Origin of the sequence: Cytobacillus sp. OWB-43, assembly GCF_034651445.1 — a bacterium.
Taxonomy (GTDB): Bacteria; Bacillota; Bacilli; order Bacillales; family Cytobacillaceae; genus Cytobacillus; species Cytobacillus kochii.
Genome location: NZ_JAYEFF010000002.1, coordinates 184,183 through 209,516, shown reverse-complemented (window position 1 = coordinate 209,516; position 25,334 = coordinate 184,183). Strand labels below are relative to the sequence as shown.

The following is a 25,334-nucleotide window of genomic DNA, read 5'->3' as shown; positions in this document are numbered from 1 at the left end:
ATAACCGTGACGGAACGATTTGTAGGGAAGACGGGTATAAAGGTGTCCAATCTTTGTTTTGGCACAATGTCTTTCGGTGGAAATGCAGATGAACAGACATCGAAAGAAATGTTTCATTTAACGAGAGAGGCAGGCATTAATTTTTTTGATACAGCCAACGTATATAGCCAGGGAAGATCAGAAGAAATCTTAGGAGAATGTATCGCTAATTGTCGCAATGAGGTCATTATTTCTTCTAAAGTAGGTTTTCCCGTTGGTAAGGATATGAATAGTAAAGGAGCCTCCAGACGCCATATTTTTCAAGCAGTGGAAGGTAGTTTAAGGAGACTAAAGACGGATAGGATTGAATTTTATTTCATCCATTTGTTTGACCCTCATACAGATATAGAAGAAACCGTTCGGGCGCTTGACGATTTACAAAGGCAAGGAAAGATCCTATATCCGGCGGTAAGTAATTGGTCAGCATGGCAAATAATGAAGGCCCTTGGTATTTCGGCGAGAAAAGAGCTTGCCCGATTTGAACTTATTCAACCGATGTACAATTTAGTGAAGCGCCAAGCGGAAGTGGAACTCTTACCGTTAGCTAAGGAGGAGCAGTTAGGGGTTATTTCCTACAGCCCTTTAGGTGGTGGATTATTGACTGGAAAGTATAATCATGACAACTTACCAACGCAAGGAAGATTGATTGAACAAAAAAATTATGCAAGAAGGTATGGAACAAAGCAATACTATACGACGACCGATCAGTTTATAAAATTGGCACACGAATACGGTTATCATCCAGCATCATTAGCCGTAGCTTGGGTGCTGAGGAATCCAGCGATTACGGCCCCCATCATCGGCGCACGGAATGTGGAACAATTACAGAATGGCATCTGTGCACGAGAGATTCACTTAAGTGATGAATTATATGAAGCGATTACTCAATTATCAGACACGCCACCCCTTTCAACAGACCATAGTCGTGAGGAAGATTTATTTAAGGGGGTGAGACAATAAATGCTTCAAACGAAAATAAAGGATGTGCATATTCGTAATGAACGAGAAGCAGCTATAGCGGAGAAATACGATAAAATTGCAGAGAGACTGGAGGAATACGCAGACGAAAATGATGAAAAAGGTATGTTCCCTTATGCTTCTTTTGCCATTTTAAGAGAGGCAGGCTTCTTTTCGTTGACCGTTCCACAGAAATACGGTGGATATGAGGCTTCATTATATGAAATGGCGATTGCTTTAGAGCGGTTAGCTAAAGGTGATGGTGCGGTTGCCCTTGCGGCAGGTTGGCAATCTTGTTTATTCCTGAATTATCGGGAAGGGAATCGTTGGAGAGAAGAGGTGTTTGCGAAGGTCTGTCAAGATGTGGTACAAAACGGAGACATTCTAAATATATTTGCCACTGAGAAGAAAGGTGGAAATATTTTTAGAGGAAGCCAGCCAGAGACGATTGCGAGAAGAACGGCAGGTGGATACCTCATTTCAGGGGAAAAAACGTTTGCAACATTAGCACCAATTGCTGATCCTTTGATTGTGATGGCTTGGGTCGAGGATGAAGGTGTACTTGGGGAATTCCTCATTCGCAAATCAGATAAAGTAGTAGTGAAAGAAACCTGGAATACAATTGGCATGCGTTCGACAGGCAGTGATACGATTGTATTAAATGAAGTATTCGTATCAGAGGAGTCACTGCTAGCAAAAGCAACTGGCAAGGACGGAGGCTTAAAAAACCGCTCCACCTTTCTGTTTATCGCCTCAGTCTTTCTTGGTGTTGCCCATGCAGCCAGAGATTTTATTATCGACTTTGCCAAACATCAACAAGCAGGCAGTTTAAATAAACCCATAGCCGAAGTCCCCCACATTCAGCAAAAAATCGGTGAAATCGAAATTAACTTAACCACATCCCGTACATTACTATATTCACTAGCAGACAAATGGGATCGTTTTCCCCAACAAAGAGATCACTTACTAAATGACTTTCAAGCAGCGAAATATACCATCTGTCATCAAGCTATACGAATTGTGGAAATCGCCATGAGAATTGCAGGTGGAAGAGGATTGTCGAAAGACTTTAAATTAGAACGACTTTTCCGAGATGTGCAATGTGGCCTGTCCATGCATCCGGCTGATGATATGATTGTGCAGGGGTTGGCGAGATCTGTATTATATTCTGAGTAACGGATTCTTCAAAAAGAAAATAAGGCACCAAGTGGGAGGGGAAAATGCGAGACAAGTAAAAAAACGCGACCAGCCCTTAATGTTAAAGGGATAGTCGCTTTTTGCATCTCATTGACAATAAGGGTGCCACGGCATATATGCACACCAAGGTGGTTTTCCACCAGGTGTTCCGCCACCTGTTCCGCCACCTGGATTAGGCATCCCGCCACCGCCGCCAGGTGCACCGCCTCCCGGTTGTCCGGTTGGTCCACCAGGTGTTCCGCCACCGCCGCCTGCACCACCAGTTACTTCAGGTGGTGGGGTAAATCCGAGTGGTGTTAATCCAGTTAGTTCTGCGCGATTAATCCTCATAAATTCTGGCACATGACTACCAGGGCGATAAACATTGAGCGTCACCACTCCTGTAGCTGCATCAAAACCTAATAATTGAGCAACAACCCATCCAAGCCCGGTGATGTGCACTCGAATATATTGATTTTGAAATTGATTAAGATTCTGAGTGGCTTCACCTGGTGACCAAAGAGTGGGTTGTGTTCTATACACATGATAATAATTATATGGATACATACCTAATCTCCCCAATCCATTTTTCTTCAGCATAGTGTATGCCTAGATAGCTAGTATGGTGAGGAGGGATTTTGTAAGGTTTAATTATCAGAAAACATTGACAAATGAAACGAGTCAGCTTAAACTTATGATTTATAAAGTTATAATATTATAATCTGAGGAGTATACATATATGGAAATTAATAAAGATTCACATCTCCCATTATATCGCCAAGTGGAGCAGGTGTTGGAGTATAAAATAAGTTCAGGTCAGTGGGATGAGGGTTTTCAATTGCCCACTGAACAGGAGTTGGCTACATTATTTAATATTAGTACGATAACAGTAAAGAGGGCAATTATTGAGCTGGTCAATAAAGGCTTTTTGATGAGACAACGAGGGAAAGGGACATTTGTTTTAGGGAAAAGAAAAGAACAAGATATTAATCAATTAATCTCGTTAACAACTGACCAATCGGAGTCGCATCCCCATGAGTTGTTACACTTTGCTATAGAGATAGCTTCTAGTGAAATGGTTGAGAAGATGAAGTTGAATCATGGTGATCAGGTGGTAAGAATTGAACGTTTAAAGCTTGTTGATGGTGAACCGATATCGTTGGAATATACATATTTACCATATGTTCATTGTCTTGGAATAACAAGTGAAGATATTAATAATGATTTAATTTACAACATGTTACGCCATAAGTTTCATATCAATTTAGGAAAAGCTAAGCTTTTTATAAAGCCTTATATAGCTACAGGTAAACAAGCAGAGGTATTAGGTATTTCTGAGAATACAGCAGTATTTGAGTGGGAACGTTTTACATACTCTAAGGAAAAGGAAATCGTGGAATACTCAATGTTTTATGTAAGACCGGACAAAGAAACTTATTTTACAGAAGTTGATTTTAATTAATGGAGAGAGACGTTTGCATGTTTCTCCTCCTTCACATTTTAAAAGTTATAATATCATATTATTATATTTTTATTATTAAATTACTGAATATTTAAAATTAAAAATCTATTATAGGTAATTAGGCAATCTAATTATAAATGAAGTCAATCTAATGATGGGGGTATGGAAGTGATGAAGAAATGGATGGTTATCGTAATCGTTGGACTGTTACTTTTGGTTGCAGGATGTGGTGAATCGACTGAGTCAAGTGGTGAGGAGAAACAACAAACACTTGTATTAGCTGCATATGGTGGTAGCTATGAACAAAAGATGAAGGAAGTGTTGATTCCAAAATTTGAAAAAGAAAATAATGTAAAAGTGACTTACATTACAGGTAGCTCTGTTGATACGCTATCCAAAATTCAGGCACAAAAGGATAATCCACAAATTGATGTCGTTTTTCTTGATGATGGACCACAGGCACAAGCAAAATCATTTGGGTTATTAGCTCCTTTAGATGAAGAAATCGTTACGAATTTAGCTCATTTATATGATATTGCTAAGGACAAAGATAATATTGGGGTTGGGTTTGGATTTATTACTACAGGTCTTGCATATAACAAAAAGTATTTTGATGAAAATGGCTGGGAACCCCCAACTTCATGGAATGATTTAGCTGATCCTAAGTATAAAGGCAAGTTAGTATTGCCTTCAATTGCGAATACTTATGGCGTTCACACATTATTAATGGCTTCACTTGCCAATGGCGGAAGTATAGAAGACATGGAGCCAGGTTTTGAGAAGATGAAAGAAATCGCGCAAAACACTATTACTTTTGACAAAACAGCCGATGTTTCTAATTACTTCTTACAAGGGCAAGCGGTAGCGAGTGCCTGGGGGAGTAGTCGTGTCCTAACATTACAAGATTCGGGTTTTCCAATTGAATATATTACCCCGAAAGAAGGGGCGCCAGCCTTAATGGCAACTGTTAGTGTTGTGAAAGATGCCCCAAATCAAGAGTTAGCACAGAAGTTTGTTAATTTCGTTTTAGATGAGGATGCGCAGCAATTATTTGCAGCTGAGTTATTCGATGGCCCAGCTAATAAAGAAGTTGAGTTAGATGAAGAGGTAGCAAGTAAAGTCGTGTACGGCGAAGAAGAGATTGCTAAGCTCATTAAAGTTGATTGGGAAGTAGTGAATAGTAAGCGTGCTGAATGGACAGAGCGTGCGAATAAAGAAATTGAAGTATCACATTAAGGAGGTGAATCAATTATGGGTTACTTGCGGATAAACAATTTAGTGAAAACATTCAATCGTACAGAAGTAGTGAAGGATCTAACCTTAGAAATTAGTAAGGGGGAGTTAATTTCTTTTCTTGGTCCATCTGGATGTGGGAAAACAACGACATTAAATATGATTGCTGGCTTTCTGGATGTCGATGGAGGACGAATAGAGGTAGATGGACAAGCCGTTCATCTGCTTCCTGCTAACAAAAGAGAAATGGGGATGGTATTTCAGAATTATGCGTTATTCCCACATATGACTGTGTTTGACAATATTGCATATGGGCTCAAATTGAGAAAAGTATCAAAGGTAGAAGCAAAAAAAAGAGTGTTAGAAGCATTAGACATGGTTCGGTTAGCTGGCTATGAAAAAAGGTATCCTAAGGAATTATCAGGTGGGCAACAGCAACGGGTATCATTAGCCCGCGCATTAGTAATCAAGCCAAAAGTTTTGTTGCTTGATGAACCTTTAAGTAATCTGGATGCGAAGCTACGACAAGAAATGCGTGAAGAGATAGTGGATATTCAAAAGCAAGTAGGTATCACGACTATTTTTGTTACACATGACCAAGAAGAGGCCTTAGCCATATCTGACCGGATTGCCGTGATGTATGAAGGGCGAATTGAACAAGTCGATGATCCAATAACCATCTATAATCAACCTAAAACGGACTTTGTCTCTCAATTTATTGGAGAAGTTAATAAAATACAAGGCGTAGTAGTAGGCGGGGAGAATGGGAATGAAAGTAGAGTTAATTTCTACGGAGATGAACAGTTACTTCCTTTCCAACTCCGAACGAATGAGAAACTTGATTTTTTTGTTCGACCAGAAAAAATTGTCATTACTCAAAAACATGAGGGAGAGGGATTTCAATCGATCGTAATGAAGAAAATGTTCTTAGGTGCTAAAACAAGGTATTTCCTTAAAGTAGAAGATAAAGATTTAATTGCAGACATTCCGAATACAGCTTTAAATCCACACTCAATTATAGAAGGCAGTAAAGTGCAAACCTTCTGGCAAGCAGAGGATATCCTGCCTTCTAGGAATGTGAGGTAAGGAAATGGAGTTAAATACACGCGTAGATAATGAAATCGTCCTTATGCAAAAGAAAAAGAACCTTAAAAAACGGAGAGATACATGGTTGCTGCTCATTCCTACACTAGCTATCTTTCTTTTCTTTTTCTTGCTCCCCTTGTTCTTTTTATTTGTTACTAGCTTTAAAACGTTTGATGCTGGTACTGGGATTGGCAATCAGTGGACGCTAGCGAATTATATTCAATTTTTGTCTGATCCTTTTTATATAAGTGTGCTTTGGCGAACAATAAAAATTGGTTTGATTACGACAATCATTACAATTATTATTTCTTATCCTGTTGCCTACCAAATAACGAAGGCCAAGCCTCGGATGAAAAATTATTTAACATTGCTGGTTCTGTCTCCTTTGTTAATTAGTATGGTTATTCGTTGTTATGGTTGGGTCATCTTACTATCGAATAATGGGGTGATTAATCAAACCCTAATGACAACGGGATTGATTAATGAACCGGCTCCCTTACTTTATAGTGAATTTAGTGTAATTGTCGGAATGGTACATGTGCTGTTTCCTTATATGGTGTTAAGTATTATGGGGGCTTTAGAGAGAATTGATCCTTCTATTATTCGCGCTTCAAAAAACTTAGGGGCAAGTAACTTAAGAACGTTTGTGTCGATTGTATTGCCATTAACTTTACCCGGCATTTTCGCAGGCTCGGTAATGGTCTTTAGTTTAAGCGTTAGTTCCTTCGTTACTCCATCTATTCTAGGGGGACCACAAGTGAAAGTGATGTCCTATATTACTTATGAACAGGTGGCTGTTATGATGAACTGGCCTTATGGTGGGGCGATTGGCTTCTTATTGATCTTAGTTGCTACCATCACCATCCTTATATACAGTAAAGTCCTTAGCAAATCGGAAAAAGGGGTGGCGATCCAATGAAGAAAAAGTTACCGAGCATATTACTAAGTCTTTCTTGTTTAATAGTGTATTTATTCTTATTGGCACCCATTGTCGTCGTTTTATTATCATCTTTAACCACGACAGAATATATCGTTTTTCCACCTGAAGGCGTTACTTTGAGATGGTATATAGAGCTAATCGAACATCCGGAATTTATCGATTCCTTCATCTTAAGTATCAGTGTAGCTTTTGGCACAGCAATCATTGCAACAATCATTGGTACCATGTCTGCTTTAGCAGTTGTTCGAAGGGAGTTTAAGGGGAAAAATGCGATTGTACAGTTAATTGGTTCACCCTTACTTATACCTTCAGTTGTCTTTGGTGTGGCGCTATTACAATTTTACTCATGGATTGGACTAGCAACAAGCCCACTGTCATTAATCCTTGGACATATTATATTAACTGTTCCATTCGTAATGAGATTAGTTGTTGCTAGTTTAGTAGGGTTTGACCGAGTGATTGAACAGGCCGCAATGAATCTAGGCGCCAGTTCTATTCGAGTGTTTTTTGAAATCACTTTACCGGTGATTAAGTCCGGGGTTATTGCGGGAGCCATCTTTGCATTCATTACATCGTTTGACGACTTAACCGTAGCCCTCTTTATCGTAAGTACGGATGTAGTGACATTACCGGTACGAATCTATACGTATATGCAATATCAATATGATCCCATTATCGCCTCGGTGTCCAGCATCATGATCATTATGACGGTCGTTCTAATGATTATAATTGAGCGGGTGATGGGAGTAGGGAAAATATTCTCTTCTAAAAATTAGAGAGGTGAAAGTCGTGCATATAAAAGAGCATCCAATATTAGGTGAGCAATTGAACAAACCCATTACTATTTATTTGAATGAGCAACCTCTTGAAGCCTATGATAACCAATCGATTGCTGGTGCATTAATGGCCAATAATGTGAAGAAGCTAGGGCAAAGTAGGAAGCTCGTTCAAGCAAGGGGAATGTTTTGTTCAAAGGGTAGATGTTGTAGTTGTTATATGACTGTGGACGGAGAAGATCACGTGAAAACCTGTATGAGGAAAGTTAGAGATGGGATGAAAATAAGTGAAGGGCTAGAAGACCCCGAATTAAGGAGAGATATTGATGAAGGCTGACGTATTAATTATTGGAGCTGGTCCCGCCGGTTTAACGGCAGCCTATGAAGTAGCCAAGACAGGTCTATGTGTTCTAATCATCGATGAACATCAACAAGCAGGCGGGCAATTATGGCAACAAAGCCAAATGTTAGCTTTACCCGATACATTCCCAAACATGAGAGGTTTTGAGCTTGCTCAATTTTTAGTGGAACGGTTAGAAGGACTGGCAGTGGAGTGGTTGTTAGGTCATCGTGTCATTGGTGTATATGAAGATGGACAGATTGGTGTGACAAATGATAAAGATGTTTTCCCGGTATTTGCTGAAAAAATCATCATCGCAACAGGGGCAGCTGAAAATGCGATACCTTTTCCTAAATGGACCTTACCAGGTGTGATGACGATAGGAGCAGCACAAAGTGTAGTGAATCGGGATCGAGTAAAACCAGGATCTTCAGCAGTGATTTATGGTGATAACTCCTTTGCCAGTGATGTTTGTGAACTTCTGCTTAGTGTAGAAGTAAATATCGTCGCTATAGTAAAACAAAACAAACAGTTAGGAAACCCCACTTTCGGGGATATGAATATACCGTTGTATGAAAATAGCTCAATTATGGAGGCTAGAGGCAATGGGAAGCTAGAAGAAATTGACATACAAACTCCTCATGGGATGATCACCTTAAAGCCTGACATCGTTCTAATAGATGGGGGACAATCTCCTATATTAGATATCGTGTATCAATTGGACTGTGCCCTTAGATATCAAGCAGAACTCGGGGGCTGGCTTCCTGTTTACAATCATCAACTTCAAACAAGTAAGGATCATGTATATGTCACAGGAAATGCAGCTGGAGTCAGTAATCATTCCGCACTTATTCTAACGGGAATGTTAGCGGCTGCTAGCGTGTGTGAAGCGCTTCAATCATTACCGCCAGAAGAAACTGAAGTAGTAAGGAATTCGCTATATAGTAAGTTAGAGAATGAAGAAGAGAGCGATACATTTTCAGCAAGAAAAGAGCATATTAAACAATTTTCCACACCACAATTAAAAGATCAATTTATTTCTTAGATTATTAAAATTGAAGATAAGAAGGGGATTGAATGGATAAGTCAGTAATTGTCTGCAGATGTGAAGAAATAAGCTATGAAGAAATAGAAGAAGTAATCACCCAGGGCGGAAGAACATTTGATGATATTAAAAGAATAACTCGTTGTGGTATGGGTGCATGTCAGTCAAAAATATGCAGTAAATTAGTAGCTGAAGTGATACACAAGCAAACAGGGTTGTCCATGGAACAAATTTATCCACCTCGTTTTCGGATGCCAATTTCGCCTGTCAGTTTGGAGGCATTAGCGACAGATAGCCAACAGTTTTCTACAGTCAAGTCTGTACTTGATGAAATAGAGCTGACAGATGGGAAGGTGAAGTGATGAACACTCAATTCGATACAATTGTGATAGGTGGAGGAGTCGTGGGTAGCGGGATTGCCTATCATCTTTCAGAAAGAAGCCAAGAAAGTATATTAGTCATTGATCGAAAATACCCTTTAGCAGGTACTTCTGGCTCTACTCAGGCATGGGTATGGGTGCATAATAAAACACCTTCATGGTATGCAGAATTGAATTATTATAGTGCTGAGTTATATCCTTATCTATCGAAAAAAATTGGTGATGTCGAATATAAACGAACAGGCGGACTATCACCATTTTTTCATGAAAAGGATAGAGTGAAGGCAATGAAACTAGCAGAAGCATATAAAGAAATTGGCATAGATATTAAAGTATTATCAAAAGAAGAGGTATTGGAAAAAGAGCCATTCATGAATCCGGATGTCGAAGGAGCCACCTATAGCTCCATAGATGGAAATGTAAATCCTTTTCGACTCATAGATATGTATATGAGAGCAGCTAAAAGAAAAGGAGTGCAATACTCAACGTATAACCCTGTTCATGACCTTCAGAAAATCAATGGTGGGTTTATCGTAGCAACAACGAAGGACACTTATCGATGTAAAAGGCTTATTCTAGCTGGGGGAACATGGTCCAGAGAATTGGGGAAAATGATTGATGTTCATATTCCAATGAATCAAGTAAGGGGACAAATTTTAGTTTCCGAACCGCTTAAACCTTTTCTGAATCATACAGTGAGCGGTCTTAGACAAGCAAATAATGGTGAGGTTTTGATGGGGTATTCCATGGAAAATAAAGGCTTTGATCGCTCCACCACACTTAATGTAATGCAAGAAACAGCCAATATGGCCATCCGTTATGTGCCAGCCATTAAAAAAGCAAAAATTGTTCGTGCTTTCTCTGGCATACGTGCCATGCCGGAAGATGGATTTCCTATCATTGGTGCCGTTCCTAATATAGAGAACCTATATGTAGCAGCTACCCACAGTGGTGTAACCCTATCACCGCTTATAGGCACATTAATTACGGAGTTAATAATTGATAAGGAAACTTCAATTCCGATTGAGAGGTATGGGATTAGTCGGTTTGACTGAAGAGAAGAAACGGAACAACAACGGTTACTTTTGTCGCAATCAAAGTTGTGATTACCATATTTTTTCCTGATTCCCTAAGGCGTTTTTCCTTTTTGCACATGATGTGTGAAATATATTTAATTTCTTGCTTCTTATCTTACGGAAAATAATTGTTTCTAGTCGAATGCTTATCTTATTTCCCGGAAAATGATTGGAAATGTAGAATTTTGTTGAAGAGAGGAGGGAGACTCTCAAAGTAGCTTTGAAGGAGTTTATGAGTACGCGACTAAATAGGGGGGTGTGATTGAGGTAGTCGCGCATATCGCAATATTCCTCTTAAAATATAATGAAACAATTCTTAATCATTGGATTTTCTTACGTAATATTTCCCCGGGGAAGGCTGTGAGAAAAGTAACCACGTTTCTCTAGTTAATCCATAGCCACTATCAGGTTCTAATTGTAGGGAGTCAGCGTTCGCGAAGCTGAGACCTGGGAACAATTAACGGTTATTTTTAAATATTGTTTATTTCCTTAATCAAATGTGGTGAGATAGTAAATCAATCTTGCCACATGGTATTTCAAAATGTCCCTTTTCTCTCTTGATCGTTATAATATTAGCCATCTTCTGTACCCCATTTTTATTCTTTCCCGGAAGGAGTCAAAATTTCCCTACTTCTCCAATCATATTATGGTGAATTTTCGGCTGAATGATCGCGTACTCCCCTTTAGACGACTAGTATGTCTCACAGCTTTCATCAAGATGAAAAAACAGTTCATTCCTTATAATTTCCTTCAATATAATAAAGTATCAGTTTTATACACCGGGATAAAATGAATGGCCACTCGTTGAGGCGTAAATAATAAAAGGATGAGTTTAACCAAGATTTGCTCCCTTTTCGTTTGCTTTTTCCTCTTTTTCGTTCATTATGAAGGTACCACTTCTAGAAATCCGTCATAATAAATAGGTTCAGAAGGAGAAGAGTGTATATGTCATTAATTTTTGAAGGTTTTGGGAAGGTCGCTGGCAATACAGTTGTCTTGCCTTCTATACAATTGACCATTGAAAAAAAAGATGTGGTTGCGATTCAAGCAGACATGGAGTATATGCATGCATTTTTATCCTTAATGGAGGAAGATAGAAGTTATATGACAAATGAAATCCGTCTCTCAGACAGTGTTCTCCGTGGGGCGGAGGATTTATTCTTTTACCGGACGAATATGGGCGAATATAAACGTTTAACCCCCGAGCAAACGATTCGTTTTTGGTGTGACTTGTATGGTGTAAGAGTAGATATAGAGAGGATTTTAGCGCTTGCTGAATTAAATGAAGTCCGTAATAAGAAAAACAAAGGACTAACATTCTCAGAGAAAAAACGATTACAATTTGCACGCAGTTTGATTCAACCTACGACCATTTATATTTTTCAAGAACCTACTTATCACATTGATCTCCAATCGAAGCAGGTATTGAATCGTATTCTTAATGAATTGTTGAAAAAGGATAGTTTCATTATTATTCTTACATCCTCTTTAGAAGAGAGCATTCGTATAGGGACAAAAGTATTCCGATTGACAGATAGAGGACTACAGCGGCTTGAATATAAAGAGGAAGCTGAAGAAGAAGTTGAGGAAAAGGAAGCTAGTGGCACAGAGGACGAAACGATTTACCAACAAAGATTCGAGAAAATATCAGCTAAATCAGACGATAAATTTATTCTATTTGATCCATTAGAGATTGATTTTGTGGAAACGCGAGATAGACAAACTATTCTCCATGTGAATAATGAAGAGTTTATATCAACTGTTTCAATGAAGGACATTGAAACGAGATTACATATTTACGGTTTTTTTCGCTGTCATCGCTCCTACTTAGTTAATTTGCAGCGTGTTAGGGAAGTTGTGGTATGGAGTAAGAATAGTTATAGCCTCACATTGGAAAATGAAAAGACGGTTCCTTTATCCAAATCACGATATGGGGAGTTAAAAGAACTGTTGAACTGGTAAAAGGGGTGATTCGCATGAATGTACAGCAAATTAAGGTTTTAATGATAAGGGAACTAAAAGATTTGCGCTTTAATGGGCAAGTATTATTACTCTTTTTCACTGCCTTCGCGATGATTTTTTTCATTTATGTATTAAATAATTTGACCATCACCTTTTCAAATGAACAGATTACCTTTTTCAAAGGCATGACTTCATTACTTAGTTTTATTAGTATATTGGTGACAATGTATACACAAGGGAACTTAATGGTTGAAGAAAAAGAGCAGGGGACAGGCATATTATATCGTTTGATGAAGATAAGGCGAATAAATATTTTCTTAGCTAAATCCATCGTTACCTATAGTATGTCTTATCTTTTGTTCACTATTGGTATGATTATTTATGGCTATAGTTTAGCGCAAATACTGATGGCCAGTATATTTACCATCCCAATTTTCAGTATGTGGCTTTTAATAGGGACTGCTATCGCTGAATATGCAAAAAATACAATCGATGTAAGTTTATATGGATGGCCAATTATGATTGTTTATTTCTTAATAGAAGGATTTGTTTATTCTTCGCTCCTGAATAAGTTAACGATTCTTTTTCCCAATTATCATATCGAACGTGGTCTTACTCTGATTGAAAATGATGACTTTACCTCTGTATTGAAGTTTATGATTGTGCCATTCATTTGGGGTGGCATTGCTTTGCTATTCCTCATAAAGAAAAGGGAAAAAAAGGCCTCCATTGAGGCATAAATCGTCTCCACTCGGAATGAATTTCCCTCCTTTCGTGCAGAAGTTGCTGATATAGAAGGGATTATCCTTCATACTAAAAGTAGGCAAACATGAGAGGGGAGAAATGATGCAAGACATACAAGAATTCTATTTGAATTTAATGCCGGCACTAGAAGATAATTTATTTCTACAGTTACTAAGTATTTTTGTTTTATCGCTCATCCCATTTTTTGAATCATACGGTGCCATTCCATTTGGGTTTCTTTTAGGATTTCCTGGAATCCCTGTTATTTTAGTAGCGATACTAGGGAACTGGGTTTCAGTCATGGCTTTTATCTGGGTGATCAATGCGCTGAGGTCAAAGTTGATGAAAGGAAAGAAAAAGGAGAAAGAACCAAGTAAACGCATGATGAAAGCAAAGAAATATTTTGAAAAATACGGTGTACCTGGCGTTTCTTTAGCAGGTCTTCTATGGGGATTTCATATTTCGGCAGCAATCGGCTTAGCAGGAGGAGCAAAGAAAAGCTATGTCAGTTTATGGGCAACCATTGCTATCATAGCACAGGCACTTGTTATTGGAATTTTAATCATGTCTGGTATAAATTTGTTCTCCTAAAATGAAATACTTCCACTTACTATTACAAATACTTTTATCAGTATGCTTTGTATTATGGTCAATCATCTTACTAAATACGATGATAATGAATTTTTGTAAGGAGTGTTGATGTGTTTAAAAAAAGAGAGACCCGTTTTGTAGAAATATTGAAAGAAAGTTACTCATCAGGGCTGCTTTCTATCCTCGTTGATCGTGAAACCGGGGTCCATTATGTTCATACATGGGCAAGTACAGGCGGAAGTGGACTTACACCGTTGTTAGATGAAAACGGGAAGGTTGTTGTAAAGAAACCAGAGTAATCTCTTATGCGAAAAAGAGTTAGAAACAGTCGTTTCTAACTCTTTCATTTAAATATTTATTTCCATTTCTAATAGGGCACTACTGATGCTTTTTCCGTGAGCATCCCATGCGATGGAAGTCGTCACACCACCGAGAAGGGCATTTGTGCAAACGAAATTAAAAGCATGTAAGTTGGGGAGGTCATATCTGATTACTTCGCCCTTGATGATTGCTTGTAAATGGTCTTTCACTTTCTCACTTGTCACCTGTTCGGCGATAGAAGCGTAATCTTTTTCGTTATAGGGGATGAGGGAGAAGTTCAGTGTATCCCCTTTATCCCCTGTTCGACTATGTGCAATGTGCAATAATTTAACTGTTGCCATCTTATCACTCCATTATTTCAGTATGAATTGTAATTGCTGAGCGATCAATAAAGGTAGAAACGATTCCTATCACTTCTTCTGTTTTTTTCCGTGCCCCGCCCCCTCCAGCAGGTCCGTTTGTATAGAGTGCTTCAACTTCATGTCCAATCATTTTGGCTGTCTGCTCTTCTTTACATAAAGCGGCAGCTCTCACAGTGACTTCGTAAGGTGTTGTGTGAGTATAAGTTGTATGATGAAGAGCCGTTAAGCCGATTAGGTCTGTTCGTAATTGAGGTACATTGGCACGTAATCTCTCGTTTATCACCCATTCTGCCAGTTTGGCGCGATTGACGGCAGTTGATCCGGCATAAGAAATCATACCTTCTCCAAGGTAACCTGCATGGTAACCGATAGATACTTTCAGTGTATCTGGTTTTCTTTTACCTGTAGCTCCCCAAACAAGCACTTCGTTTGGTTTTATTTCTTCCATTTGTGTTGTACTAAAATTCGCAATACAATCAGGGGTATAGTACTGACTTGGGTCATGCACCTCATAAAGTAATTGCTCTTTTACTGTTTGAGTATTGACGACACCACCACTATTAGGGAGTTTTGTAATTATCGCCTTGCCATCTTCAGCTACGATGGCGAAGGGGAATCCAAGATCTGCTAGGTTATTTACTTCTTTCAGGCCAGGGTCAGCAAAATATCCACCTGTCACTTGCCCTGCACATTCAAGTAAATGTCCAATTAAAGTCCCTTGCCCCATCAAGTCAAAGTCATTTTGATTCCATTGAAAGTGATGGACGAGTGGCGCTAAAAAAAGTGAAGGGTCAGCCACTCTACCTGTAATAATCACATCTACATCTGCTTCTAAAGCAGGTAAGATCGCTTCAATGCCAAGGTAGGCATTAGCCGAAACAATGGGTTCAAATGTCATTAAATTTTCTCCATTTTCTGTTTCGAATTGATGAAAGTTTAAATCGTTTAAGACATCGTCGCCTGAAACCGCTGCAACTTTACATGTAAGGTTTAAATCTCGAGCCATTTGTAAAATAGTTTTTGCTGCGGCAATTGGATTAGCCGCCCCCATATTTGTGATAAGTTTGACTTTGTTTTTTAAAAGAGAAGGGAGTAGTGGGCGAACTCTGTCTTCGAGATATTCGTTATACCCTTTGTTGGCATCCTTCTGTTTCTGTTTTTGAGATAGCGCAATGGTTCGCTCTGCTAATCCTTCTAATACTAGGTAGTCGAGTTGTGCATTTTCTATTAAAGAGATGGCAGGATCAATACGATCACCCGCAAATCCTGCTCCTGATCCAATTCGAAGCAAGTTGAACACTCCTTTTTATATATAATTAGATGGCAATTGCACCTGTAATAAGAGCAACAATTGTCATTACAATGGTTGTGCCAAAAGCCCAGATGAAAATAAATCGTTGATGATCAGCTAACTCTACTCTGGCTAATCCTAAAAGTAAAAAGGTAGCGGCAGTTAATGGACTGAGAGGGAATCCAGTTGTCATCTGCCCTAATATAGCTGCACGACCAATATTTTCAGCGGCTACCCCGTAGTTGGCGGCTGTTTCACTCAGAACTGGCAAAACTCCGAAATAATAAGCATCTGGTGTAAAGACGAGACTGAGAGGCATGCTTGTAACCGCAACTATTAGGCCCATAAAGGAACCCGTGCTCTCAGGAATAATAGATACAAGTGTATTGGCCATTGCTTCAATCATACCTGTGCCTGAAAGAACACCAGTGAAGATACCTGCTGCAAAAATAATTGAAACTACTGTAACCATCCCTGTAGCCTGTTCGGTAATTCGTTCTTGCTGTTCTTTTGGGTTCGGATAATTCATAACTAATGCAAGGGCGAAGGCGACCATGAAAACAACTGGGAGAGGGAGCCATACCTTTACTAATGCAACAATGGTTAAAATAGTAAGAAGTAAGTTGAGCCAAAGAAGTTTAGGTCTTCTTGCCTTTTTTTCCTCTTCGCTTAATTCCTGATTAAAATCATATTGAAAGTTCTGAATACCGATGCGATTCCTTTCCTTCTTACCAAAGTAATAACTAACAAATAGCACCCAAATAAGCCCAGCGATCATAGCGGGAATCAGGGGATTGAATAATGTTGCCGTATCTATACCAAGTGCGCTTGATGCGCGTGCAGTTGGACCACCCCATGGAACGATATTCATTGTCCCAGCACTAAGGGCCACCACACCTGCGAGCACAAGTCGGCTCATTCCTAAACGTTCGTATAAAGGAAGTAAAGCAGGAATCGTGATAAGGAATGTAGAAGCACCCGAGCCATCTAAATGTGTGACCATTCCAATAATGGCTGTACCGATGACAATTTTTAACGGATCCCCTTTTACAAGCTTTAATATTCTAGAAATAATGGGATCGAAAAGGCCCGCTTTACTCATGAGACCAAAGAAAAGAATGGCAAAAGCAAGCATAATCCCTGTTGGTGCAACTGAAGTGACCCCTTCAAGAATCATCGCGCCGAGACTGTTCAAGTCAGTTGTGAAAAGCCCAAAGAAAACGGGGACTAATATTAAAGCGACAATCACAGACACTTTTTTCGATAAAATTAAATAAAGAAAAATTGCGATGGTTAAGAACCCCATGATGGATAACAAATAAAAACCTCCTTAACTGTATTAAGCGCTTACATTTCGTTATGCATGATTTATGCCAAAAAATAAGCCTTGATAGGAAAGAGATTTTTTAAAATGATAAATTGTCATTTCTAAAGAATTAGAAACATGAAGGTCTAAGAAGTCCTTCTATACAGGTGATGGCGTTGTTTCTAGAAAATTAGAAATGGGATGATGATTTCTAATTCCTTAGAAAGCAGGCTTAAATATGATATTTAGTTAATTTGTTATATAAGGAAGCAAGTGATATACCTAAGATTTTTGCCGCTTTCTTTTTTCCTTTCACTGTCGTTCCTGTTTGATTAAGTACACTTTGTATGGCTGTTCTCTCTGTGTCATTCAGTATTTTTTCTAGTGGCTGGAGCGTTATTGATTGTTGTTGAGTTGCATTAAACGCTTTCTTTATTGTGTCAGGTAGATGTTCCTGGCGAATGACTTGATGATCACACATACTAATGGCGTATTGAATCGCGTTCTTCAGTTCTCTGATATTCCCTGGCCAATGGTAGTGTTGGAGGATAAATATGGTTTCTGGATCAAAAGTAATGTCTGCTTCATTTTTTAATAAAAAGGCGATGATTTCTGTAATATCATTTCTTCTTTCCCTAAGAGGAGGTATGGTTAAATGAACCGTATTAATTCGATAAAAAAGATCTTCACGGAATCGTTCTTTTTCTACCATGCTTTGTAATTCTTTATTCGTTGCTGCAATTACTCGAACATCAACCGTTTGTTCCTCGAGACCACCAATTTTTCTAAAAGAGCCCTCTTGTAAGACCCGCAAAAGCTTGGCCTGAAGCTCAAATGACATATCACCGATTTCATCGAGAAATAGCGTGCCGTGATTGGCAAGCTCAAATAACCCAATCTTTCCGTCGCGGTTAGAGTCAGTAAAAGCTCCCTCCTCATAGCCAAAAAGCTCGCTTTCTAATAAGGAGCTTGGGATAGCAGCGCAATTAACTGGAACAAAGGGTGCTACACGTCTTTTACTTTCATTATGGATGGCCTGTGCGAAAAGCTCTTTGCCAGTACCAGATTCACCGGATAATAAAATATTCATATCTGTTTGTGCGGTTCTTTTGGCTTGTTCTATCGTCTGCTTTAATTGCACATCACTACCGATAATATTTGCAAAGGTGTATTTTGCCTGATGAATTCTACCAACGGCTCTCTCAAGCATAGTGACTCGTTTACGACTTTTTTTCAGCTCTTTATTTAACCGATAAACTTCAGGAATACTTTTACAAACAGAAACGGCACCAATGATTTTCCCTTGATCCCAAATGGGAGCCATATCAACAACATATTCCATTGTCATTTCTTTTCGGAATACACCTTCTCGTGCCAAGCCGTCTTTTAAAACAGTGGGCAGAAGTGCTCCTGGTCGTACCTCTTGTAATAGCTTTCCTACTATCTGTTCTGCACTGACACCTGTAATATGTGTATACTCCTCATTTATTAATTGCACCACACCAACGTGATCGATTACCAGAATCCCATCATGAATGGCCTCAATAATCCCTTCAAGCCAGCCAATCTTATTATTTTGTAATTGCATAATTCTCAACTCCTTAAAAAATACGGAATATTTAAATTATATGGCAATTGAAGAGTTTGTACTACCTACGAATCCAGTTGTTTAAAACACCATAGTAAATTCCCTGAGAATGAGATGAAGTGATATTTGCAGACTTAAAATAGCAACCTGTAAATGAGGGTACTATTTGAATAGTGATGGGGATGTCAGGTGAGAAAATACAAAGGTTTGTGATACTTATGGTAAGATTTCAACATACGGAAGTAAATTTTAAAAATTAGATTTAAGTGTTGGAGGATTAATTTATACATGAGTAAACTGCATTTTAAAGATATAGATGTTACAAATGAATACAACGTTAGAAATATAAAATTAAAGTCTGGACAAGAAAAGTTCATTGAAACCGTAGATGAATGTTTAAATGAAGCGAATGCCCATCGAGAGTGGCATCCAGTAGCTATATATTTGGATGAAGAAATGATCGGATTTGCTATGTACGGTTCTTTTGGTCCTAATAAAGAGACTTGGATTGATAGAATAATGATCGATGAAAACTATCAAGGCAAAGGCTATGGGAAAACTGCGATGAAGAAACTTATTGATATCGTGTCAAAAGAATATGGGGTAAACGTGATATATTTAAGTATCATTGATGAAAATAAAACGGCCTATCGCTTATACGAAAGTATTGGGTTCGAATGTATGAATGAAAGGGACCCTAATAATGGGGAACTCTTATTTAAGTACACAATTAAATGAGAGTAAATAAAATCTAAACCCTTTGCTTTAAATGTAGAACAACTTATTAAAGACACCAAAAAGCTATGAAATCCAAGCTTTTTGGTGTACTAAATATTTTGTTGTTTTAATTGATATTTTTTCTTTGTCCTCATAATAATGCCTATCTCGGTTGCTGTTTAAACCGACCATGAATATTATTCCACTTATACGTACCAGCTTCGCTAAATTCATACAGTTCCATTGATAAAGCAAAATAGCGTTGATTATATAGTTCCTTGAAGTGATCCTTCATCATAGTAAAGAGTTCGTCACATACAGATGCCTTTACCTGCTCACTTCGTCCGGAGCCGATTTTGAGTGTTGCATGAACGAAGGCATCGTCTGCCTGACCATCTGCAATATAATAGTCTTCTAGTTCAATGGCCCTTGAACGGATCCCACCTATTGGAAAAGTAGGCGATTTACTGATGAGGATTTTGTTCGCTTTCTCTAATAAGGCGGGAATATGTGCAGCGCTTTTGATGTTGCTCGTATATTCAATAATGAAATGTGGCATGAAAATCCTCCTTTCACTGATAGACAGGTTCGCTTATAATGGTGTTCTTGAGTCGGCCGATGCCTTCGATTTCAGTGATGACCGTGTCGCCCACTTTCGTATCGACTGAACCTTTTGGTGTCCCAGTGAGAATGATATCGTTTTTATTGAGTGTCATGAAACTGCTTAAATAGGCGATGAGCTTTGGAATACTAAAAATCATATCTTTCGTTGTTCCTTCTTGGACGACACTGTCATTTACATAGGTGCGTAAAGTGAGATTCATTGGATTTTTTATCTCATCTGCACTGACAAACCAGGGGCCGATGGGTGTCAATGTATCACGATTTTTCACACGTAGGTTCGGGCGATAGTAGTTTTCCAAATAATCGCGGATGGCGTAATCATTGGCCACAGTATATCCAGCGACATAGTTATAAGCATCCTTTTCTTGAATATTTTTACCAGATTGACCAATGACAACTGCTAATTCACATTCATAATGCATATAGGTAACATCGGCAGGGCGGAAAGTTTCCCCGTTATGGCCGATAAGTGTATTAGGTCCTTTTAAAAAAACGAGGGGCTCTTTCGGTGCGTTAAAAGAAAGCTCTGCCGCATGATCGGCGTAGTTGAGTCCTAATGCAAAAATCGTTTGTGGCACAATTGGAGGGAGCCAAACAACATCATCCTCTGAAACGATGGCGCCCGTATCTAATTGTAGCTTACCGTACCATTCTATTGCCTCATGGATATTCCCTTTATAGGCGACACGTGCGGTTTTCATATCGTATTCTCCTTTACTTGTTGTTTTGTGATAACAACTTGGTTTTCAAGTGAGCCGATGCCAGCAATCGTTATTCTGACAATATCCCCATTACGAGCAAGTGGCGGGCTTTCTGGTACACCGACTAGTAATGTATCGCCTTCAAATAAGGTCATAAAGGAAGTAACCTCTGCGATCAGCTCAGCGACGGGGCGGATTAAGTTTCTAGTTGTTTGCTGTTGCTTTAACTCTCCGTTGATATGGACGGTAATGTCTAAGTCGTCAGGATTCGCCACCTCTTTTTGATCAACAATCCATGGACCGATTGGGCAGAATCCATCTTGCGCTTTTTCTTTGATGGCAGGACGGTAAACACTGCTATGTGGAATACTGACATCATTAGCAATTGTGTAGCCCAAAATGTAATTTTGTACTTCATCTTTTGATACTTTGCTTGCTTTTTTACCGATGACTACTGCAAGGGCAGCGCCTATTTGTAAGGTATCTTCTTCTTTTGGCATAGGAATGCTCGCTTGATGGTAATTGATTGTATTGACTGGTTTGATATAAAGAATGGGTGCTTTCGGTGGTTGTTGGTAAGGGCTTTCATAAACAGCTGAACCAATTGCTTCTAACTCACCTTTGTAATTAAGTAATGTTCCGTAAATCGTTCCAGATACTGGAGGATGGACGACAAGCTGTTCAATTGGGGTTGTCTCTTCTCCTCGGGTTATTAGTTGTTTAGTAGAATCGACATAAACCTCTTGTAAAAAGAATTGTCCATTATATCTCATCATTGCTTTCATCAATGTGATCAACACTCCTTTAACAAAATAATGATTAAATCATAATTTATTATTTTAAATATTTCAAATAATGTAAAATAAATTGCATCCTTTTCTACAAAATATCCTAATGGGCCAAGTGGAATCACCCATTACGGTAAAATCTATCCTTTTTTATATTTGAAATCTCTGAAATTTGTCTTTTGATTACTTCAAATCTAGTGGTAAGAGAGGGAATCGAGTCAGACATACAAAAAAACATAATATACCAAACTTCACTTTAGAAGGTGTTCTCTTCTAATTGCTGTTAGAAAATATTCAATCAAACGTTTGTTTGAAAGGTCTCTATCATCCGACGGGCACTTTTGGAGAGGTAACGATTTTTCAACCAAATAATGGCCGATTCCGATTGGATGGTTGCATCTTCTAGCTCTATGACAATCGCTTTATCTGCATAATAGGATTGCAATGTAGATTTAGGTACTATTGTTGCACCAACCCCAGCAGTAACAAGAGATAAAAGCATAGAGGCATCGGGACATTCCAAAATCACTTTCGGTTCAAAGCCATGACGACGGCATTCATTTGTGACGATTTCGAATTGACCTTTGCCATTGATGCGATGGAGTAAGAGTAATGGGAAGTTTTTGATATCTATCATTTTGATGGAGGTCTTGTTGTGGATATGTTGTTGCCATGATTCTGGAATGACTAGTACGTAAGGTTCTGTCGGAAAGCGAATCATCTCAATATCATCCATCTCTAGCGGAAGGCGAGTGACAGCTAGTTCGATTTCGCGATTTTTCAATAGCTCGCCAATGTAGTAAGTATCACCTTCTCTTAACTGAAAGGTAACAAGAGGATATTTTTCACGAAACGCCCGTAAGCGGTCTGGTAAAAAGGCGAAACAAGATTTGCTCGCACCAATAGAAAGCTTTCCTTTCACGCCTTCATTTGTTTCTTTGACTTCGTTTTTAGCTTCATCTAACTCAGATAATATTTGTAAGGCACGTTCATAAAGGACGCTACCTGATTTGGTCAGTTCCATTTTCCTACCAATGCGATCGAATAATTTAACGTCGAGTTCTTCTTCTAGTTGTTTCAGTTGGTGGCTAAGTGGTGGTTGTGCCATATGTAACTTCTTTGCTGCACGTGTGATTTGCCCTTCCTGAACAATTGTACAAAAGTATTGCAGCTGCTTTATGTCCATCTTGCTCCTCCTTGAAACGATACTTTTTTTATATCCAAAACAAACAAAAACAATATTTTTTATATAATCTAACACATGTTAAACTGCAAATGAAAGAGCTTACAATAAAAATATTCAAAAATTTCAGAAATAACTTTAAAGAAGGAGTGTTTGTAAATGACGAAGTTTGCTGAAGTAAAACAAAGATTAAGAGGTTCGATTGCACCGATTATTACACCATTTCATGAAGATGAATCGATAGACTTTGACTCATTTAAAAAGCTCATCCATTGGCATATTGAAAGCGGAAGTCATGGTATTTCTGTTACAGGAACAACTGGAGAACCAAGTTCATTAACAATCGATGAACGATTGAAAGTGATGGAAGTGGCGAAAGAAACAATTAACGGAAGAGTACCATTTGTACCAGGTACAGGCTCAACAAACCATCAAGAAACATTGTACTTAACGAAAAAAGCAGCGGAGATGGGTGCAGATGCTGCCCTTATCATCGTTCCTTATTATAATAAACCTTCGCAACATGCGCTATATAAGCACTTTAAACTTGTCGCTGAATCCGTACCAGATCTCCCCCTCATCGTTTATAACATCCCAGGTCGAACAGGCACAAATATGCATGTGGAAACACTTGCGAAGTTGAGTAAAGATTGCCCGAATATTATTGGTGTAAAAGAATCGAATAAGGACTTCGAACATGTGAACCGTGTACTACTGAATTGCGGTCGTGATTTCCTACTTTATTCAGGAATTGAACTGTTATGTTATCCGATGCTAGCCATTGGTGGCGCAGGACATATTAGCGCAACAGCAAATATAGTCCCAGATAAAGTGGCAGCGATTTATGATGCATGGAAAGCTGGCGATGTAGAACAATCGCAAAACTTGCATTACGAACTCATGAAGTTGAATGATGTTTTGTTCAAAGATACGAATCCTGCACCATTAAAAGCAGCACTTGGTCAAATGGGCAAAATTAAGCCGGTACTTAGACTGCCGATGGATTTACCTACGCAGAGCTTGCAAGATGAAATTGCAGAAGTCTTAAAACATTATGTGGACCTTCCTGGCGGTGTCGTGCGGAAGTAAAGTGATTTAAACAAGGAGTGAAACAATATGACTAATCATGTGACCGAGACGAATCAATCAAAGCAAAATTTCGCAGTTGAGGATGTATCCCTATTTATCAATGGTGAATTTGTTGATAGTGTTTCAAAGAAAACATTTGCCAATCTAAGTCCCTTTTCAAATGAAACGATTAATCTTGTAGCTGAAGGCGATAAGGAAGATATTAATGTTGCAGTGGAGAGTGCGAAAACAGCTTTCGAGACAATTTGGAAAACGATGAAAATCTCAGAGCGGATGGTATATATTAACCGCATTGCTGACCTTATTGATGAAGAAGCGGAAGAGATTGCGAGATTAGAAGCGATTGATACAGGGTTGCCAATCAGCCAAACGAAAAAACAAGCGGCACGTGCAGCGATGAACTTCCGATTTTACGCGAAAATGGTTGAATCGACCTTGCATGGTGAAGCCTACCAAGTGGACGATGAATTTATCAATTATACGATCTACAAACCGCTTGGGGTTGTGGGGTTAATTACGCCATGGAATGCCCCATTTATGTTAGAGACATGGAAGGTGGCGCCGGCATTAGCGACTGGGAATACGGTCGTCCTTAAACCTGCGGAGCTATCTCCATTAACGGCGAATAAACTGGCTGAAGTGATTCAAAAAGCAGGTTTACCTAAAGGGGTATTCAATATTGTCCATGGTTTCGGGGAAACAGCAGGTGATGCCCTTGTTCGTCATCCTGATGTGGAAGCGATTTCATTTACGGGTGAAACAACGACTGGTTCAACCATTATTAAAAATGCTGCCGATACGTTGAAGAAAACCTCAATGGAATTAGGAGGGAAATCACCGTTGATTGTTTTTGAGGATGCCGATTTAGATCGCGCCCTTGATGCAGCTGTTTGGGGGATATTCTCCTTTAACGGTGAACGCTGTACATCGAACTCCCGCGTGTTTTTGCACAAAAATATTAAAGAAAAGTTCGTTGCAGCACTTAAAGAGCGGGTGAAGAATATCGTCGTTGGTGATCCCATGGATAAGGCCACTGAACTTGGCCCGCTGATTGAAACAGCCCATTATAACAAAGTGAAAAAATATATTGAAATCGCGGGAGAAGAAGGCTGTGACGTTTTCCAAGGGGATGTGCCAGCAGCATTCTCTGCCGGTAATTATGTTCCACCAACTTTATTATTAAACGCGACGAATGATATGAAAGTTTGCCAGGAAGAAATCTTCGGACCAGTGATGGCTGTGATTGAATTTGAAACAGAAGAAGAGGTCATCAAAGTGGCAAACGACGTAAAATACGGCTTAGCTGGCTTCGTTTGGACGAATGATATTAAGCGTGGTCATCGTGTGGCCCAAGCTGTAGAGGCAGGAATGATTTGGATTAATTCGCAAAATACACGGGATTTACGAATTCCGTTTGGTGGAACGAAGGCGAGTGGTATCGGACGAGAAGGTGGACATTATGCCATTTTCGAATTTTATACAGAACCTAAGGTCATTCATGTCGCCATCAGTGATCACCATATTCCACAATTCGGTAAGAAAAAATAAGGAGGGGAA

The 25,334-nt window shown here is 39.0% G+C and carries 27 protein-coding genes; 18 read left to right on the top strand and 9 right to left on the bottom strand.

What is annotated here, in order from left to right; translation table 11 throughout:
- Positions 1-6: 6 nt before the first annotated feature.
- On the top strand, positions 7-999 hold the full coding sequence (locus U9M49_RS10870; RefSeq protein WP_322909780.1) for an aldo/keto reductase: 993 nt from the start codon (positions 7-9) through the stop codon (positions 997-999).
- Positions 1,000-2,172 carry an acyl-CoA dehydrogenase family protein gene (locus U9M49_RS10865; protein WP_322909779.1) on the top strand — a complete coding sequence of 391 codons (1,173 nt, stop codon included), beginning with the start codon at positions 1,000-1,002 and terminating at the stop codon, positions 2,170-2,172.
- 108 nt (positions 2,173-2,280) lie between these two features.
- Here U9M49_RS10865 and U9M49_RS10860 read toward each other — a convergent pair whose 3' ends face one another.
- Complete coding sequence (locus tag U9M49_RS10860; RefSeq protein ID WP_322909778.1) at positions 2,281-2,739, bottom strand: hypothetical protein; 459 nt, start codon at positions 2,737-2,739, stop codon at positions 2,281-2,283.
- 172 nt (positions 2,740-2,911) lie between these two features.
- Here U9M49_RS10860 and U9M49_RS10855 point away from each other — a divergent pair, with 172 nt between their 5' ends.
- From U9M49_RS10855 to U9M49_RS10795, 13 genes are all read left to right on the top strand, one after another.
- Complete coding sequence (locus U9M49_RS10855; protein WP_322909777.1) at positions 2,912-3,634, top strand: GntR family transcriptional regulator; 723 nt, start codon at positions 2,912-2,914, stop codon at positions 3,632-3,634.
- Between the two features lie 171 nt (positions 3,635-3,805).
- Positions 3,806-4,870: an ABC transporter substrate-binding protein gene (locus U9M49_RS10850; protein ID WP_322909776.1), complete on the top strand. Its 1,065-nt coding sequence runs from the start codon at positions 3,806-3,808 to the stop codon at positions 4,868-4,870.
- 15 nt (positions 4,871-4,885) lie between these two features.
- Positions 4,886-5,953 carry an ABC transporter ATP-binding protein gene (locus U9M49_RS10845; RefSeq protein WP_224936671.1) on the top strand — a complete coding sequence of 356 codons (1,068 nt, stop codon included), beginning with the start codon at positions 4,886-4,888 and terminating at the stop codon, positions 5,951-5,953.
- Between the two features lie 4 nt (positions 5,954-5,957).
- A complete protein-coding gene (locus U9M49_RS10840) occupies positions 5,958-6,872 on the top strand; it encodes an ABC transporter permease (RefSeq protein ID WP_322909775.1) in 915 nt (304 codons plus the stop codon).
- Entirely contained in the window at positions 6,869-7,669 is an 801-nt protein-coding gene (locus tag U9M49_RS10835) for an ABC transporter permease (RefSeq protein WP_224936669.1), read from the top strand. Before U9M49_RS10840 ends, U9M49_RS10835 begins: the two co-directional genes overlap by 4 nt.
- A 13-nt stretch (positions 7,670-7,682) precedes the next feature.
- On the top strand, positions 7,683-8,006 hold the full coding sequence (locus U9M49_RS10830) for a (2Fe-2S)-binding protein (RefSeq protein WP_224936668.1): 324 nt from the start codon (positions 7,683-7,685) through the stop codon (positions 8,004-8,006).
- Positions 7,996-9,054: an NAD(P)/FAD-dependent oxidoreductase gene (locus U9M49_RS10825; protein ID WP_322909774.1), complete on the top strand. Its 1,059-nt coding sequence runs from the start codon at positions 7,996-7,998 to the stop codon at positions 9,052-9,054. Before U9M49_RS10830 ends, U9M49_RS10825 begins: the two co-directional genes overlap by 11 nt.
- A gap of 32 nt (positions 9,055-9,086) precedes the next feature.
- On the top strand, positions 9,087-9,416 hold the full coding sequence (locus tag U9M49_RS10820) for a (2Fe-2S)-binding protein (RefSeq protein ID WP_251162254.1): 330 nt from the start codon (positions 9,087-9,089) through the stop codon (positions 9,414-9,416).
- Positions 9,416-10,489, top strand: a complete 1,074-nt coding sequence (locus U9M49_RS10815; protein WP_322909773.1) for an FAD-dependent oxidoreductase — start codon at positions 9,416-9,418, stop codon at positions 10,487-10,489. Before U9M49_RS10820 ends, U9M49_RS10815 begins: the two co-directional genes overlap by 1 nt.
- 966 nt (positions 10,490-11,455) lie before the next feature.
- The gene (locus tag U9M49_RS10810; RefSeq protein ID WP_322909772.1) at positions 11,456-12,472 is read left to right on the top strand and encodes a LytTR family transcriptional regulator DNA-binding domain-containing protein; all 1,017 of its coding nucleotides are present in this window, start codon (positions 11,456-11,458) and stop codon (positions 12,470-12,472) included.
- Positions 12,473-12,486: 14 nt separating this feature from the next.
- Positions 12,487-13,212: a hypothetical protein gene (locus U9M49_RS10805; protein WP_322909771.1), complete on the top strand. Its 726-nt coding sequence runs from the start codon at positions 12,487-12,489 to the stop codon at positions 13,210-13,212.
- Between the two features lie 106 nt (positions 13,213-13,318).
- Positions 13,319-13,807, top strand: a complete 489-nt coding sequence (locus U9M49_RS10800; protein ID WP_233435191.1) for a small multi-drug export protein — start codon at positions 13,319-13,321, stop codon at positions 13,805-13,807.
- A gap of 110 nt (positions 13,808-13,917) precedes the next feature.
- Positions 13,918-14,106 carry a DUF6440 family protein gene (locus U9M49_RS10795; RefSeq protein ID WP_095371690.1) on the top strand — a complete coding sequence of 63 codons (189 nt, stop codon included), beginning with the start codon at positions 13,918-13,920 and terminating at the stop codon, positions 14,104-14,106.
- 48 nt (positions 14,107-14,154) lie between these two features.
- Here U9M49_RS10795 and U9M49_RS10790 read toward each other — a convergent pair whose 3' ends face one another.
- From U9M49_RS10790 to U9M49_RS10775, 4 genes are all read right to left on the bottom strand, one after another.
- A complete protein-coding gene (locus U9M49_RS10790; protein ID WP_095371691.1) occupies positions 14,155-14,469 on the bottom strand; it encodes a hypothetical protein in 315 nt (104 codons plus the stop codon).
- A gap of 4 nt (positions 14,470-14,473) precedes the next feature.
- On the bottom strand, positions 14,474-15,790 hold the full coding sequence (locus tag U9M49_RS10785; protein WP_180316917.1) for an acyclic terpene utilization AtuA family protein: 1,317 nt from the start codon (positions 15,788-15,790) through the stop codon (positions 14,474-14,476).
- Positions 15,791-15,806: 16 nt separating this feature from the next.
- Positions 15,807-17,099 carry a CitMHS family transporter gene (locus U9M49_RS10780; protein WP_095371693.1) on the bottom strand — a complete coding sequence of 431 codons (1,293 nt, stop codon included), beginning with the start codon at positions 17,097-17,099 and terminating at the stop codon, positions 15,807-15,809.
- Positions 17,100-17,319: 220 nt separating this feature from the next.
- On the bottom strand, positions 17,320-18,675 hold the full coding sequence (locus tag U9M49_RS10775; RefSeq protein ID WP_322909770.1) for a sigma-54 interaction domain-containing protein: 1,356 nt from the start codon (positions 18,673-18,675) through the stop codon (positions 17,320-17,322).
- A gap of 288 nt (positions 18,676-18,963) precedes the next feature.
- Here U9M49_RS10775 and U9M49_RS10770 point away from each other — a divergent pair, with 288 nt between their 5' ends.
- Positions 18,964-19,413, top strand: a complete 450-nt coding sequence (locus U9M49_RS10770; protein ID WP_095371695.1) for a GNAT family N-acetyltransferase — start codon at positions 18,964-18,966, stop codon at positions 19,411-19,413.
- Between the two features lie 142 nt (positions 19,414-19,555).
- Here U9M49_RS10770 and U9M49_RS10765 read toward each other — a convergent pair whose 3' ends face one another.
- From U9M49_RS10765 to U9M49_RS10750, 4 genes are all read right to left on the bottom strand, one after another.
- Positions 19,556-19,951, bottom strand: coding sequence for a 5-carboxymethyl-2-hydroxymuconate Delta-isomerase (locus U9M49_RS10765; protein WP_322909769.1), 396 nt, complete (start codon positions 19,949-19,951; stop codon positions 19,556-19,558).
- Positions 19,952-19,964: 13 nt separating this feature from the next.
- Positions 19,965-20,717, bottom strand: a complete 753-nt coding sequence (locus U9M49_RS10760) for a fumarylacetoacetate hydrolase family protein (protein WP_251162244.1) — start codon at positions 20,715-20,717, stop codon at positions 19,965-19,967.
- Complete coding sequence (locus tag U9M49_RS10755) at positions 20,714-21,505, bottom strand: fumarylacetoacetate hydrolase family protein (protein WP_416337096.1); 792 nt, start codon at positions 21,503-21,505, stop codon at positions 20,714-20,716. Before U9M49_RS10755 ends, U9M49_RS10760 begins: the two co-directional genes overlap by 4 nt.
- A 298-nt stretch (positions 21,506-21,803) precedes the next feature.
- Positions 21,804-22,691: a LysR family transcriptional regulator gene (locus U9M49_RS10750; protein WP_224937288.1), complete on the bottom strand. Its 888-nt coding sequence runs from the start codon at positions 22,689-22,691 to the stop codon at positions 21,804-21,806.
- 156 nt (positions 22,692-22,847) lie between these two features.
- Between U9M49_RS10750 and hpaI the strand changes: the two genes are divergently transcribed.
- Together hpaI and hpaE are read left to right on the top strand one after the other, a co-directional pair.
- Positions 22,848-23,777, top strand: coding sequence for a 2,4-dihydroxyhept-2-ene-1,7-dioic acid aldolase (gene hpaI / locus U9M49_RS10745; protein ID WP_322909768.1), 930 nt, complete (start codon positions 22,848-22,850; stop codon positions 23,775-23,777).
- A gap of 27 nt (positions 23,778-23,804) precedes the next feature.
- On the top strand, positions 23,805-25,325 hold the full coding sequence (hpaE, locus tag U9M49_RS10740; protein ID WP_095371700.1) for a 5-carboxymethyl-2-hydroxymuconate semialdehyde dehydrogenase: 1,521 nt from the start codon (positions 23,805-23,807) through the stop codon (positions 25,323-25,325).
- Positions 25,326-25,334: the final 9 nt, after the last annotated feature.

Excerpts from the sequence above, each read along its gene's own strand:
- U9M49_RS10820 (WP_251162254.1), top strand. The coding sequence starts at position 9,087 with ATGGATAAGTCAGTAATTGTCTGCAGATGTGAAGAAATAAGCTATGAA.
- U9M49_RS10850 (WP_322909776.1), top strand. The coding sequence starts at position 3,806 with ATGAAGAAATGGATGGTTATCGTAATCGTTGGACTGTTACTTTTGGTT.
- U9M49_RS10810 (WP_322909772.1), top strand. The coding sequence starts at position 11,456 with ATGTCATTAATTTTTGAAGGTTTTGGGAAGGTCGCTGGCAATACAGTT.
- U9M49_RS10840 (WP_322909775.1), top strand. The coding sequence starts at position 5,958 with ATGGAGTTAAATACACGCGTAGATAATGAAATCGTCCTTATGCAAAAG.
- hpaI (WP_322909768.1), top strand. The coding sequence starts at position 22,848 with ATGACGAAGTTTGCTGAAGTAAAACAAAGATTAAGAGGTTCGATTGCA.
- U9M49_RS10860 (WP_322909778.1), bottom strand. The coding sequence starts at position 2,739 with ATGTATCCATATAATTATTATCATGTGTATAGAACACAACCCACTCTT.
- U9M49_RS10800 (WP_233435191.1), top strand. The coding sequence starts at position 13,319 with ATGCAAGACATACAAGAATTCTATTTGAATTTAATGCCGGCACTAGAA.
- U9M49_RS10855 (WP_322909777.1), top strand. The coding sequence starts at position 2,912 with ATGGAAATTAATAAAGATTCACATCTCCCATTATATCGCCAAGTGGAG.
- U9M49_RS10805 (WP_322909771.1), top strand. The coding sequence starts at position 12,487 with ATGAATGTACAGCAAATTAAGGTTTTAATGATAAGGGAACTAAAAGAT.
- U9M49_RS10815 (WP_322909773.1), top strand. The coding sequence starts at position 9,416 with ATGAACACTCAATTCGATACAATTGTGATAGGTGGAGGAGTCGTGGGT.
- hpaE (WP_095371700.1), top strand. The coding sequence starts at position 23,805 with ATGACTAATCATGTGACCGAGACGAATCAATCAAAGCAAAATTTCGCA.
- U9M49_RS10765 (WP_322909769.1), bottom strand. The coding sequence starts at position 19,951 with ATGCCACATTTCATTATTGAATATACGAGCAACATCAAAAGCGCTGCA.
- U9M49_RS10825 (WP_322909774.1), top strand. The coding sequence starts at position 7,996 with ATGAAGGCTGACGTATTAATTATTGGAGCTGGTCCCGCCGGTTTAACG.
- U9M49_RS10750 (WP_224937288.1), bottom strand. The coding sequence starts at position 22,691 with ATGGACATAAAGCAGCTGCAATACTTTTGTACAATTGTTCAGGAAGGG.
- U9M49_RS10790 (WP_095371691.1), bottom strand. The coding sequence starts at position 14,469 with ATGGCAACAGTTAAATTATTGCACATTGCACATAGTCGAACAGGGGAT.
- U9M49_RS10770 (WP_095371695.1), top strand. The coding sequence starts at position 18,964 with ATGAGTAAACTGCATTTTAAAGATATAGATGTTACAAATGAATACAAC.
- U9M49_RS10865 (WP_322909779.1), top strand. The coding sequence starts at position 1,000 with ATGCTTCAAACGAAAATAAAGGATGTGCATATTCGTAATGAACGAGAA.
- U9M49_RS10835 (WP_224936669.1), top strand. The coding sequence starts at position 6,869 with ATGAAGAAAAAGTTACCGAGCATATTACTAAGTCTTTCTTGTTTAATA.
- U9M49_RS10760 (WP_251162244.1), bottom strand. The coding sequence starts at position 20,717 with ATGAAAACCGCACGTGTCGCCTATAAAGGGAATATCCATGAGGCAATA.
- U9M49_RS10845 (WP_224936671.1), top strand. The coding sequence starts at position 4,886 with ATGGGTTACTTGCGGATAAACAATTTAGTGAAAACATTCAATCGTACA.
- U9M49_RS10775 (WP_322909770.1), bottom strand. The coding sequence starts at position 18,675 with ATGCAATTACAAAATAATAAGATTGGCTGGCTTGAAGGGATTATTGAG.